Source organism: Leifsonia poae (assembly GCF_050632865.1).
GTDB lineage: Bacteria > Actinomycetota > Actinomycetes > Actinomycetales > Microbacteriaceae > Leifsonia > Leifsonia poae_B.
In genome coordinates, this window is record NZ_JBODSA010000001.1 from 668,333 (window position 1) to 681,431 (window position 13,099).

The 13,099-nt window shown below is 73.1% G+C and carries 9 protein-coding genes; 5 read left to right on the top strand and 4 right to left on the bottom strand.

Annotation, left to right across the window (positions count from 1 at the left end; all coding sequences use genetic code 11):
• Positions 1–53: 53 nt before the first annotated feature.
• On the top strand, positions 54–1,064 hold the full coding sequence (locus ACRAWB_RS03355; protein ID WP_431352056.1) for an Abi family protein: 1,011 nt from the start codon (positions 54–56) through the stop codon (positions 1,062–1,064).
• Here ACRAWB_RS03355 and ACRAWB_RS03360 read toward each other — a convergent pair.
• A complete protein-coding gene (locus ACRAWB_RS03360; protein WP_431352057.1) occupies positions 1,039–1,341 on the bottom strand; it encodes a hypothetical protein in 303 nt (100 codons plus the stop codon). The genes ACRAWB_RS03355 and ACRAWB_RS03360 overlap by 26 nt on opposite strands.
• Positions 1,342–1,350: 9 nt before the next feature.
• Positions 1,351–1,575, bottom strand: a complete 225-nt coding sequence (locus ACRAWB_RS03365) for a DUF3107 domain-containing protein (RefSeq protein ID WP_431352058.1) — start codon at positions 1,573–1,575, stop codon at positions 1,351–1,353.
• Between the two features lie 125 nt (positions 1,576–1,700).
• Here ACRAWB_RS03365 and ACRAWB_RS03370 point away from each other — a divergent pair, with 125 nt between their 5' ends.
• Positions 1,701–4,901, top strand: coding sequence for an ATP-dependent helicase (locus ACRAWB_RS03370; protein WP_431352059.1), 3,201 nt, complete (start codon positions 1,701–1,703; stop codon positions 4,899–4,901).
• The gene (locus tag ACRAWB_RS03375; protein ID WP_431352060.1) at positions 4,898–8,266 is read left to right on the top strand and encodes a UvrD-helicase domain-containing protein; all 3,369 of its coding nucleotides are present in this window, start codon (positions 4,898–4,900) and stop codon (positions 8,264–8,266) included. The genes ACRAWB_RS03370 and ACRAWB_RS03375 overlap by 4 nt, the downstream gene beginning before the upstream one ends.
• Here the strand turns inward: ACRAWB_RS03375 and ACRAWB_RS03380 are convergent.
• Entirely contained in the window at positions 8,197–9,270 is a 1,074-nt protein-coding gene (locus ACRAWB_RS03380; protein ID WP_431352061.1) for a phosphotransferase, read from the bottom strand. The genes ACRAWB_RS03375 and ACRAWB_RS03380 overlap by 70 nt on opposite strands.
• A 61-nt stretch (positions 9,271–9,331) precedes the next feature.
• Here ACRAWB_RS03380 and nudC point away from each other — a divergent pair, with 61 nt between their 5' ends.
• Together nudC and ACRAWB_RS03390 are read left to right on the top strand one after the other, a co-directional pair.
• On the top strand, positions 9,332–10,351 hold the full coding sequence (nudC, locus tag ACRAWB_RS03385; RefSeq protein WP_431352062.1) for an NAD(+) diphosphatase: 1,020 nt from the start codon (positions 9,332–9,334) through the stop codon (positions 10,349–10,351).
• Positions 10,352–10,356: 5 nt separating this feature from the next.
• Entirely contained in the window at positions 10,357–12,222 is a 1,866-nt protein-coding gene (locus ACRAWB_RS03390; RefSeq protein ID WP_431352700.1) for an ATP-dependent helicase, read from the top strand.
• Here the strand turns inward: ACRAWB_RS03390 and ACRAWB_RS03395 are convergent.
• Positions 12,167–13,093 (bottom strand): hypothetical protein, encoded by a 927-nt coding sequence (locus ACRAWB_RS03395; protein WP_431352063.1) that lies wholly within the window; start codon positions 13,091–13,093, stop codon positions 12,167–12,169. The genes ACRAWB_RS03390 and ACRAWB_RS03395 overlap by 56 nt on opposite strands.
• Between the last annotated feature and the right edge of the window lie 6 nt (positions 13,094–13,099).

Sequence of the window (13,099 nt, forward strand, 5' to 3'; positions counted from 1 at the left end):
AGCCCCTCTGCCTTCGGGTACGGGCTGGTTTTCTTTTTCTCTAAGGCTCCACCATGCGCTACACCAAGCCCCACCTCACGCTCGATCAGCAGGTGGAGCGCTTGTCGGGCCGAGGTCTACAGGTCGGTGATACCGCCAAGGCGAGGCGGGTTCTCGAGGCCGTCGGCTACTACCGGTTCAGCGCATACGCCTATCCATTCCGCGTGCCGATCCCACCGTCCGGTGCCCGGGACACGACCGTCCAGTACCGCACGGATGCTTTCGTGGCGAATGCACGCTTCGAGTGGGCGGAAGACCTCTATTCCTTCGACCGCGCGCTTCGGCTGCTGATCCTGGACGCGGTGGAGACGATCGAGATCGCCCTGCGTTCGAAGATCGGTTACCACCTCGGCGCAGGCGACCCCTTCGGACACCTGTCGAGAGACCACCTCGACGCGGCGAAGTGCGACCGGCCGGATGCCGTGGACCGCACCAGGACCTCGTACGACACGTGGCGCGAACGATTCAGCGCCCATCTGTTGAGTTCGTCGTCCGAGGACTTCATCAGCCACCACATCCAGAAGTACGACGGCCGCCTGCCCATCTGGGCAGCTACGGAGATCATGGAATTCGGTCAACTCGTCCGGTTGTTCGGGTTCATGCGCGATGCCGACCAGTCACGGGTGTCGAAGGATCTGGCGGGAGTCTCCGGGGCAGTATTCGTCCGCTGGATGAAGACCGCCAACTACGCCCGGAACATCAGCGCCCACCACGCGCGGCTCTGGAACCGCACTCTGACCTACAAGCTCGGCCGGGTGCCTGAGACGGCACCCGACCTCATCCACCTCAACGCCCAGGCGCACAGCAGGAGTCGCACCTATGCGGTCTGCGCGCTGCTGGCGTTCCTTACGCAGCGGGTTCGCTCCGAAACGGGATGGATCGTCGCGGCTGCGCGATGCGATGGACGGATTCCCGGCAGCGCTTCCGGTGACACCGGAGACGCACATGGGCTTTCCCGACGGGTGGCGGACTCTCGACCTGTGGGCCGATCACTGAGCCTCAGCGCGCGACCGCACCCCGTGTGAGCGTGTGCAGCATCCGGTCGTCGCCGGCCGTGCGCGCACGCCCGACCGCGAGGTCGACGGCCGCGACGACGAGCGCCGTGCCGAGGAGGGTGATCCACCAGATCCAGCCGCCGTCCCATTTCAGGCCGGCCCAGGTGAGGCCCACCCAGAGCACGGAGGCGGTGACGACGCCGACCGCCGGGATCAGCACGGACCCGTGCGTGTGGCGGTACGGCAGGAGGTAGCGCCCGGCGAGCCCGATGATGGCTCCGCCGAGGACGACGAAGAGCAGTTCCACGAGTGGAGGCTAGCCGACGAAGCCGATCCGGCGCGATTCCTCGGTGCCGAACTCGACGTACGCGATGCCCGCGGTGGGGACGACGTAGAGGCGGCCCTTGTCGTCGTGGAGCTCGAGCACGCCGCCGCCGTTCGTCAGGGCGGCCTTCACCTGCCCGGTCAGCTCCTCGGCCGACTGGGACGTCTCGAAGCTGAGCTCGCGGGGGGCGTTGACGATTCCGATGCGGATCTCCACGACGGTACCTTTCAGGAGTTCTGGGCGTCCCGAGCCTGACCGGCCGGTGTGAGTTCAGACTACGGCACACGGCTCGCGGCGCCCGCTCGCGTTCTCTGTCGGCGGACGCCGATACCGTGAGAGGCATGAGCACCACAGGCTTCCGGATGCGCGCCGATCGCACCGCCGCATCCACCGGCCTGGTGCTCGATTCGGCGCAGACGGAGGTGATCGGGCTGCCCGATGGCGCGTCCGCGGCGGTCCTCGGCGCGCCCGGCACGGGCAAGACGACGACCCTCGTCGAGACGCTTGCCGAGCGCGTGCACGGACGCGGCTACGGCACGGACGAAGTGCTCGCGCTGAGCGCGTCCCGCACGGCCGCCACGGCGTTGCGCGACCGCATCGCGCTGCGCCTGGAGGTGCCCACACATGGGCCGCTCGCCCGCACCGCGACGTCGCTCGCCTTCCAGCTGGTCGGGGAGCGCGCCAGGAGGCTGCAGCTCGACCCGCCGCGCCTCCTCACCGGCGGCGAGCAGGACCAGATCATCGCCGAACTGCTCAGCGGTCACCTGGAGGACAACTCGGGCCCCGTATGGGCGGAGCCGCTGGTCGATGAGGTCCGCGCGCTGCGGGGCTTCCGCACCGAGCTGCGCGAGCTGATGGCGCGCTGCGCCGAGCGCGGGGTGACGCCGTCGCGGCTGTCGGAGCTCGGCGCGATCACCGGACACGACGAATGGCGCGCCGCTGCGCGCTTCATGGCCGAGTACCAGCTCGTCGTCGACAGCTACCGCGGCGGGTTCGTCGACTCCGCCGAGCTGATCGCGTCGGCGGTGACCGCGGTGCGCGAGGGGAGCTCGCTCGACCGGCTCCGCGCGGTCTTCGTCGACGACCTGCAGGAGGCCACGGTCGCTACCCTCGCACTGCTGCGCGCCCTGGCGGAGCGCGGGGTCGCGGTGGTCGCGTTCGGCGACCCGGACGTCGCCTCCACCACCTTCCGCGGCGCGGAGGCGACGGCTCTCGGCCAGCTGGCGACGCGGCTCGGCGTGCCGGTGACGCGGTTCGTTCTGACCACCGCGCACCGCCAGACGCCCGCCCTGCGCGAGCTCACCGCGCGAGTGACCGAGCGCATCGGCGCGGCTGCCGCGGGCGTGCAGCGCATGGCGTCGGCGGGGCGCCCGGAGCCGATGGCGGGGGACCCTGCGCACGCGGACGCCGACGCAACCGACGAGCACCGCCCCGAGATCGTCCGGCTGGTCGCCACCTCCGCCCCGTCCGAGGCCGCCCGCCTGGCCCGCAAGCTCCGCGAGCGGCACCTGCTCGACGGCGTCCCGTGGAGCGACATGGCCGTCATCGTGCGATCCGGCGCCCACGTGCCCGCGCTGTCCCGGGCTCTGGCCGTCGCCGAGGTGCCGACGACGACGAGCATCGCCGGGCGTCCCTTGCGCGAGGACTTCGCGGCCCGGCAGCTCATCACCGTGGCCGGAGTGCAGCTGGGCGCGATCGAGCTGACGCCGCTCGTGGCGAACGAGCTGCTGCTCGGACCGTTCGGCGGCCTCGACAGCATCAGCCTGCGCCGGCTGCGCCTGGCGCTGCGGCAGGAAGAGCTCGCCGGCGACGGCAACCGGCCGGGCGACGAGCTCCTGGTGGAGGCCCTGCAGCATCCCGCCCACCTGGCGACGATCGACGCGTCGCCCGCACGCCGCGCCGGCCGGCTCGCCGAGACGCTGCGCTCCGGCCGCGCGAAGGCCGAGCAGGGCGACTCCATCGAGGAGCTGCTGTGGCACGCGTGGGAGCGCAGCGGCCTGGCGTCGCGCTGGCTGGAGCACTCGCAGCGCAGCGGCATCGTCGCCGACGAGGCGAACCGGCACCTCGACGGCATCGTCGCCCTCTTCACCGCCGCCCGCCGCTTCGTCGAGCGGTACCCCGAGCGACCGGCATCCGACTTCGTGGTCGAGCTGCTGGGCGCCGAGGTCCCGGAGGACACCCTGGCCGCGCAGACGGCGGCGGACGCCGTGCTGGTCTGCACGCCGAGCGCGGCGATCGGCCGCGAGTTCGAGGTCGTCGCCGTCGCCGGACTGCAGGAGAGCGTCTGGCCGAACCTGCGCCTGCGCGGCTCGTTGCTCCACCCGCAGGAGCTCGCCGACGCGGTGGAGGGACGCAGCACCGAGACCGAGGACGCGCGCGCCGAGGTGCTGGGCGACGAGCTCCGGATGTTCGCGCTCGCCGTCTCCCGCGCCCGCGGCCAGGTGCTGCTCACGGCCACCGCGAACGACGATGAGCAGCCGTCGCCCTTCCTGCGGCTGGCGGGGGAGCTCGCCGTCGACGACGTGGACGAGGGCGCGCATCCGCTCTCGCTCCGCGGGATGGTCGGTCGCCTGCGCCGTCGGCTGGCGACGACCGGCTCCGCCGACGCCGCCGCGGCCCTCGCCCGTCTGGCGGAGGCCGGCGTGGAGGGCGCCGATCCCTCCTCCTGGTACGGCCTGCTCGAGCCGTCCACCACCGAGCCGCTGGTCGACCTCGACGACCCGGAGGCGGTCGTCCGCGTCTCGCCGTCGCGGCTGGAGACCTTCGAGAAGTCGCCGCTCGCCTGGTTCGTCGACACCATGGCCGCCTCGCCAAGCGGGCTCGCCGCGGGCATCGGCACGGTGGTGCACGCCGTGATGGAGGAGGCGAGCACCAGCGACGACCGCGACCTCAGCGTCGAGCGGCTGTGGCAGGGCATCGAGAAGCGCTGGGGCGAGCTGGCCTTCGAGTCGCCCTGGCTGGAGGAGAAGGAGCGGCGGCGCACCCGCACGCTGACCGCCGGCGTCTCCGAATACCTCCGCGACTTCGAGCGGGCGGGAGGGACCCTGCTCGGGTCGGAGGGCTCCTTCGAGCTGCGCGTCGGCCGGGCACTCGTCCGCGGCACCATCGACCGCGTCGAGCGCACCCCCGACGGCACGGTCGTCATCGTCGACCTCAAGACCGGCAATCGCACGCCCTCCGCCGCCGAGGCGGCCGAGCACGCGCAGCTCGGCGCGTACCAGCTCGCCATGGAGCACGGCGCCGTCGCGCAGGCGGGCGGCCTGCCGTCCGGGGGAGCCAAGCTGCTGTTCGTCGCCAAGGGCGTCCGCGGCAAGGGCTACCGCGAGGTGGCCCAGGACCGCGTGGACGAGGAGCGGCTGGAACGCCTGCGCGAACGCGTCGCCGACGCCGCCGACGGCATGGCCGCCGCGACCTTCGCCGGTGTGGTCGACCTCGGCGAACGCGACCCGCACGGGCGCTACGAGTACCGCATCCACCTGGTCCCGGCCGTCAGTGCTGGAGCGGGCAGTGCCGGCGCGGGCAGCGCGGGAGGTGGCGCATGACCGACGAGGCGACCCACGTCGACGACGACAGCCTGCTGGAGTGGGCGACCGAGCAGGCCGGGCTCGACCTGGTCGAGCAGGCGTTCTCCCTGGCCGAGGAGGAGGCGGCAGCGCCGGAGCGGCCCCGGCCGACGCGCGCCCTCAGCGCCGCCGAGATCGCCGAAGCGCTCGGGCTGCCCATCCCCACCCCGCAGCAGCAGGCGGTCATCGAGGCCCCGCTGCGCCCGGCGATCGTCGTGGCGGGCGCGGGCAGCGGCAAGACCGAGACCATGGCGAACCGCGTCGTCTGGCTGCTGGCGAACGGGCACGTGCGCGTGCCGGAGATCCTGGGCCTGACCTTCACGCGCAAGGCGGCGGGCGAGCTCGCCGGGCGCATCCGCACGCGCATCGAGCAGCTGGTCGCCTCGGGCGTGACCGATGTCGAGTTCGATCCGTTCGAGGCGCCGGAGGTGGCGACGTACAACGCGTTCGCGAACGCGATCTTCCGCGAGAACGCGCTGCTGATCGGGCGTGAGCCCGAGTCCGCGGTGCTGAGCGAGGCGTCCGCCTGGCAGCTCGCGCGCCGGCTCGTGGTGACGAGCACCGACGACCGCCTGGTCGAGCTCGACAAGGGTGTGGAGGCGGTGACCAGCGCCGTCGTCGGCCTCAGCCGCGCGCTCAGCGAGAACGTCGCCGACGCCGACGAGGTCGAGCGGATGGTCGAGCGCTTCGGCCGTGTCGCCGAGCTCCCCACCGGCAACGGCCGTGTCAAGGAGCTGTACGCCTCGGTGCGGTCCGCGATCGAGGCCGTGGGGTCGCTACCGCCGCTGCTCGACCTCGCACGCGCCTTCGCCGACGAGAAGCGGCGCCGTGGTTTCGTGGAGTACTCCGACCAGGTCGCGTTCGCCCTCGCCGTGTGCGAGCGGCTGCCGGAGGTCGCGGCCGACTACCGCCGCCGCTACCGGGTCGTGCTCCTCGACGAGTACCAGGACACGTCGGTCGTGCAGACGCGCCTGCTGTCCCGACTGTTCGCCGGACAGCCGGTCATGGCGGTGGGCGACCCGCACCAGTCCATCTACGGCTGGCGCGGCGCGAGCGCGGCCAACCTCGGCCGGTTCTCCGCCGACTTCACGGGCGAGCGCCCCGGCACCGAGGGCGCAGCCGACGAGTACGCGCTCAGCACGAGCTGGCGCAACCCGACGCGCGTCCTCGACGCCGCGAACGCGCTGGTGGCGCCGCTGACCGCGGCGTCGCCGGTGCACGTCGAGCAGCTGCAGCCGCGTCCCGGAGCCGTCGCGGGCGAGCTGACCGCGGCGTTCGAGCAGACCGTGGCCGACGAGGCCGAGACCGTCGCCACCTGGCTCGGCGAGCGGATGCGCGAGCGCGACGCCGACGGCGCACCACCGAGCGCGGCGCTGCTGTGCCGCTCGCTCAAGAAGATCGATGTCTTCACCACGGCGCTCGCGCGCCACGGCATCCCGTACCACGTGCTCGGCCTCGGCGGTCTGCTGGAGCAGCCGGTGATCGCCGACCTGGTCAGCGCTCTGCGAGTGATGCACGACCCGACCGCGGGGTCGGAGCTGATCCGCCTGCTGACAGGCGCGAAGTGGCGCGTCGGCCCGAAGGACATCGCCGCGCTGCGCGACGTCGCCTCCTGGCTCGCCGAGCGCGACCACCGGCACCAGCGGCTCGACCCCGAGCTGCGCGACCGCCTGCGCCGCTCGGTGGCGGGCGAGGAGGGCGCCTCGCTGGTCGACGCGCTCGACTTCGTCTTGGAGGCCCCCGATGGCCACGGCCGGCTCGAGGGCTTCAGCCCCGCCGGACTCGAGCGGATGCGCGACGCCGGTCGCCGCCTCGACCACCTGCGCTCGCGGGTCGGCCTCGACCTGCTCGACCTCGTCACCCTGGTCCAGCAGGAGCTGCTGCTCGACATCGAGGTCGCCGCCAACGAGACGGCCCAGCTGGGTCAGGCGAGCCTCGACGCCTTCGCCGAGCAGGTCGCGTCCTACCTCGCTGCCGACGACCAGGCGACGCTCGGCTCCTTCCTCTCCTGGCTCGCCGAGGCGGAGCAGCGCGACAACCTCGCGCCGCGCAGCGAGGACGCCGAGCCGGGCACGGTCCAGATCCTCACCATCCACGGCGCGAAGGGCCTGGAGTGGGACGTCGTCGCGGTGCCGCGGCTCGTCGACGGAGAGCTGCCCGGACCGCCGCAGAGCCGCAAGGGCTGGCTGGCCTTCGGGCAGCTCCCGAACGAGTTCCGCGGCGATTCCGCCGAGCTCCCGGTGATCGCCTGGCGCACGGCCGAGACGCAGAAGGACGTGCACGAGTCGATCGCCGCCTTCGAGGAGGAGAACGTCGCGCGCCACCTCGACGAGCAGCGCCGCCTCATCTACGTCGCGGTCACCCGTGCCCGGCGCCGGCTGCTGCTGACCGGCTCGTACTGGTCCACGCAGACGAAGCCGCGCGGTCCCGGGTCCTACCTGCTCGAACTGCAGGCGGCCGGGCTTCTGCCCGAGGACGCGTTCCCCGACTGCGATGAGCCCGACGAGAATCCGCTCGCCCTGACCTCTTCGACGGTGACCTGGCCGCTGGAGCCGCTGGGTGCACGCCGCAGCCGGGTGGAGGCCGCCGCGGAGGCGGTCCGCCGCGCCCGCGACCTCGGCCCGGGGGACGGCGGCGTGTACGCCCGCGACCTCGACCTGCTGCTCGCCGAACGGGCACGCCGCGACGAGGAGGCCGGGCTGGTCGAGCTTCCGGCACGCATCCCGGCGTCGCGCTTCAAGGACTACGTCAGCGATCCCGCGTCCGTCGCGGCGGCGCTCCGCCGGCCGATGCCCGAGCGTCCCTACCGGCAGACCCGTCTTGGCACGCTGTTCCACGCCTGGGTGGAGGAGCGGTTCGGCACGGTCGCCGGCGCCGCCGACGAGCTGGACGCGTCCAGCGCCGAGCTCGACCTCGCCGGCGACATGCTCGAGGCCGAGCGCTTCGCCGAGCTCAAGGCGACGTTCGAGAACAGCGAGTGGTCCGGCCGGGCACCGGAGGAGGTCGAGCTCGAGATCCACATCACGCTGGCCGGGCAGGTCGTCGTGTGCAAGCTGGATGCGGTCTACCGCGCCGAGGACGGCGTCCACGACTACCAGATCGTGGACTGGAAGACCGGCAAGGCGCCGCGCGACGCGGACGACCTCGAGCGCAAGCAGCTGCAGCTCGCGCTGTACCGGCTCGCCTTCGCCCGTTACGCCGGCATCGACCCGGAGCGGATCGACGCCGTGTTCTATTTCGTCGCCGACGACCGCGTGGTCCGGCCCGAGCGGCTTTACGCGGAGGAGGAGCTGACGTCGCTCTGGTCGTCGGCCACCGGCTTCATCCCGCCCGAGCGGCCGTAGGCCTCTGCCCGGTCGCCCGGCGTGCGGTCGAGCATCGCCTCGACGTCGGTCACGGCCATGATCGGGCCGGTCGCGGTCGACAGCGGGTTCATCGAGTTGCTGTGCACCCGATCCACCAGCCCGTCGAGCATTTCGACGGCGTCGTCGACGATCGACTGGTCGCGCACCTCGCGGCCGTGCAGGAGCCAGCGGGCCACCTCCAGCTCCGCGTACAGCATGGCGCGCTGTGTGAACTGCCGGTCGGTCGCCACCTGGCGGGTGGAGGCGTAGGCGCCGAGCGCGCCGTCGGTCGCCTCCGGATTCATCGCGAGCAGCCAGTGCAGGTCGCGTGCCGGGTCGCCGACGCGCAGCGCCGACCAGCCGAGCACGGCGGAGACCGAGTCGTCCTCGACGAGGAACGACTCGGCGGTGAGCGACCCGTTGATGACGGTCGGCTGGAACTGCCAGATCGAGTGGTCGGCCGCGGCGTCGCGCCAGCGGTCGCGCAGCGCCGTCGGCAGAAGCCCAGTGGAGGCGGCCGACTCGATCACCGAGTTGGCGGCGGTCAGGCACTCGGCGGCCGACATCACGGGCAGGCCGGCCTCGCCGACGAAGGCGGTGGGCAGGGCGTGGATGGCGGCGATCGCGTGCCCGATGGAACCCGCGAGCCCGTCGCCCGGCGGCACGTCCGCGACCGAGATGTGATGACCGGGCAGGTACTCGTAGACGACGGCGCGCGTGCCGCCGACCGGCGCCTGGCCGAGATAGTGCGGCACGTCGAACGGCAGACGGCTGCGGATGCCGGTGGTCAGCGCGCGCAGGGCCACGAGGTCGGCGCTCTGCTCCGTCTCGGCGACCTGCGTGGTGGGGACGCGGACGATGACGGTCCGGCCGTCCCTCGTGCTCAGCAGCGCCGAGTCGAAGTCGCCGGACCCGCCGGCGCTGTGACTGCGGGCGCCGGAGACGTCGAGGTCGGGGACGGCCGAGGTGGCCAGCGCGGCTAGAGTGAAGTGGGATCTGGCCATGCACCTAGGCTAAACGGGCCTCACCTGCGTTCGGCCTCCGCCACGCCCCGAAAGGACCTCGATGTCGTCCGCCCCCACCTCTTCCCTTCCGCTCGCGGCGCTTCCGCTGTCGCGCCACGCGACCGATCGTGACCATGCCGCGCGCTCGCGCCCCGCGCTGTTCGACGAGCTCTGGCGGGAGCCGGCTACCCGCGTGCTGCCGTTGTGGAAGGGGCGCGCCCTGCTGACCGCCGAGAGCGTGGAGGCCGCCACTCCGGCCGCGGACGGCTGGTCGGCTCCGGATGCGGGACCCGCGGCGCTCGACCTGCTGCCGGTGGAGCGCGTCACCTCTGCGCTCATCCGGGTCTACCTCGGCCGCACCACGGTCGCGACGGAGACCGAGCCCGCCGGCACCGCCGTCGTGCTGGAGGTGCTGACGGATGCGGCCGCGCAGGAGCTGGAGCCGGACGAGGCGCGCTGGGGCAACCTCCGCACCGTCGCGACCGCGCTCAGCGACCGCGACGCAGGCCTGTTCACCGAGGCGCTGGCCATGGCCAACTGGCACGCCTCGCACACGCACTGCCCGCGCTGCGGTTCGCCCACGGTGGTGGAGCAGGCGGGATGGGTCCGCCGCTGCCTCGAGGACCAGTCCGAGGTGTTCCCGCGCACCGACCCCGCGGTGATCGTGACGGTGCTGGACGCCGACGACCGCCTGCTCCTCGGCTCGAACGCCATGTGGGAGCACTCCCGCTACTCGCTGCTCGCCGGCTTCGTCGAGCCGGGGGAGTCGTTCGAGGCCGCGGTCGAGCGCGAGATCTTCGAGGAGGCCGGCGTCCGCGTGGTGGATGCGCGGTACAAGGGATCGCAGCCGTGGCCGTTCCCCGCCTCCGTCATGGTCGGGATGACCGCACGACTGGCCGACGACCAGGCCGCTTCGGCGCTCGACCCGGACGGCGAGGAGATCCTGGACGTCCGCTGGTTCAGCCGCGACGAGCTGTGGGCGGCGCGCGACCAGATCATCCTCCCCGGACGGTCATCGATCGCGCGCGCGCTCATCGAGGACTGGTACGGCGGCCCGCTCGACGAGCCGCCGGCCGCGTGAGCGCCGTGGAGTCGGCCGCCGCCCCGGACGCGCTGCTCGCCGGCCTGGACGCGCAGCAGCGGGTGGCAGCGGAGGCGCTGGTCGGCCCGGTGTGCATCCTGGCCGGTGCGGGCACGGGAAAGACGCGGGCCATCACGCACCGGATCGCGTACGGGGTCGCCTCGGGCGCGTACGCGCCGAACCGCGTCATGGCGCTGACGTTCACGAACCGGGCCGCGGCCGAACTGCGCGGGCGTCTGCGCCAGCTCGGGGCCGGCGGCGTCTCCGCGCGCACGTTCCACTCGGCGGCGCTCGCCCAGCTCAACTACTTCTGGCCGCAGGTCGTCGGCGGCCAGCTGCCGTCGGTGCTCGACGGCAAGGGCCGCATCCTGGGTCACGCCGCCGAGACGCTGAAGCTGAAGGTGGACACCGCCACCCTGCGTGACGTCGCCGCCGAGATCGAGTGGCGCAAGGTCTCCGGCCTCGGCATCGACCAGTACACGGCCGCCGGGCGGCCGACGCCGGGGACGCTGTCCGCGGAACAGGTCGCCGATCTGCTGCAGCGCTACGAAGACCTCAAGGACGAGCGCAAGCAGATCGACTTCGAGGATGTGCTGCTCGCCTGCGCCGGGATGATCGAGAGCGAGCCCGCGGTCGCCATGCAGGTGCGCGAGCAGTACCGGTTCTTCGTCGTCGACGAGTACCAGGACGTCTCGCCTCTCCAACACGATCTCCTCTCCCTGTGGCTCGGGACGCGCAACGACCTCTGCGTGGTCGGCGACGCCAGTCAGACCATCTATTCGTTCGCGGGTGCGCGCAGCGACTACCTCCTCGGGTTCGAGCATGAGCATCCAGGAGCCACCGTCGTACGGCTGGAGCAGAACTACCGCTCGACGCCGCCGATCATCGACACGGCCAACCGGCTGATGCGCGGGCGGTCGGGCGCGCTCACTTTGCGCCCGGCGGAGCTCGCCGCGGCCGGCGACCGCGAGGCGGAGCCCGTGCCCGGCCCGGTCGGCTTCGAGGACGACCGCGCCGAGGCGCGCGCCGTCGCCGGTCAGATCGCCGCCGAGCTCGCTGCGGGCGCCCGCCCCGAGCACATCGCCGTCTTGTACCGCGTCAACGTGCAGGCCGCGGCGCTCGAGCAGGCGCTCGGCGACCTCGGCATCAGCTACCAGATCCGTGGCGCGAAGCGCTTCTTCGACCTGCCCGAGGTCCGCCAGGCCGTGATGTCGCTGCGAGCCGCGAGCCTGGTGGCGACCCCGGACCCGCTGTTCAAGTCGGTGAGCGACGTGCTGCGCTCGCTCGGCTGGTCGGTCGAGCCGCCGGAGGCGCGCGGTGCCGTGCGCGAGCGCTGGGAGTCGCTGAACGCGATCATGGGCCTCGTCGACGAGCAGCCGCCCGGACAGACGCTGCGCAGCTTCACCGACGAGCTGCAGGCGCGACAGGCCGGCCAGCACGAGCCGACGATGTCGGCGGTCACGCTGGCGACCCTGCACGCCGCGAAGGGCCTCGAGTGGCCGTCGGTGTACCTCGTCGGCCTCAGCGAGGGCCTGGTGCCGATCAGCTACGCCACCACGTTCGAGCAGGTCGATGAGGAACGCCGCCTCCTCTACGTCGGCATCACCCGAGCCCGCCGCCGCCTGCGCCTCAGCTGGTCGGAGCGCAGCAACCAGCCCGGCCGCCCGAGCCTCCGCCAGCCGTCGCGCTTCCTCGCCGAGCTGCGCCCGCCGGCCGCCCGTGCGTCCGCGGGTGCTCGCGACTCCACGACCGACGGGGACTCGACGGACACCCGCGACTCGACCGCCGCCCGCGACTCCGGCCGCTCCGGCGACGTCACGGCGGCAGCCCCAGGCACCCGCACTCGGGGTGGGGCTCCCACGCGCGGCTGACCCACTCCACGGCTCCCGGAGCGAGGCGGGCGCTCAGCGCGGCCGCGCGGGATTCCGCCTCCGCGGCGAGCCGGGCCGTCTTCGTGCGCCCGCCGAGCTCCGCTCCCGCGCCACGCCCGGCACTGGGCACGCCCTTGCCGCCGAACTCCGCCGCGCCGAACTCCGCCAGCAGCACCGCCGCCGCGCGCGCCGCCGCAGCCCCCGCCGCGACCGCGGTCTCGCCAACCGGATCCCGCGTATGCAGCTGCGTCGCCATGGCCGGCCATGCCGGGTCGGCGTCGGTCCGGTGGAGGTCGACGCAGCGCAGGCACGGGCCGCGCCCGGGTCGCACCAGCGGGCCGACCGTGACCCCGCCGTCCCCATACACGATCGGCAAATGCGGAACATCCCGCCGCAGCCAGCGCGCATGACGCTGCGGCTCCACCGCGTACGACGCGACGATCACCACCGCATCGACCGCAGACACCGCACCCACCGCATCAGCCCCATCGGCCCACCGCGGCCACGGCGGCCCAACCCCCACCTCCACCCCGACCCCGCTCAGCATCCTCCGGAGCACCGCCGCCGTCTCCCCGCCGCCGTCGACCAGCACCCGCCTCGCCCGGACCGGCGCACCCGCCCGCCGCCCCGCCCTCACGAGCACCGCCTGCACCCGCTCCAGCAGCGCCTCCGCCTCACCGGGCTCCGCCCGCGCCCTCTCCGCGACGACCCGCAGCCCCTCGGCGGTCACCCCGGTCGCCATCGCGGCGAGCATGCGCTCCTCGGCCGGGCTCACCCCCTCCAGCACCAGCACGGGCGCCTCAACGCCGAATTGGATGCTGTCGGGCGTGCGCCAGACGCGGGGGATACGGGGATCGAGTGCGTAGACCATGCAGTC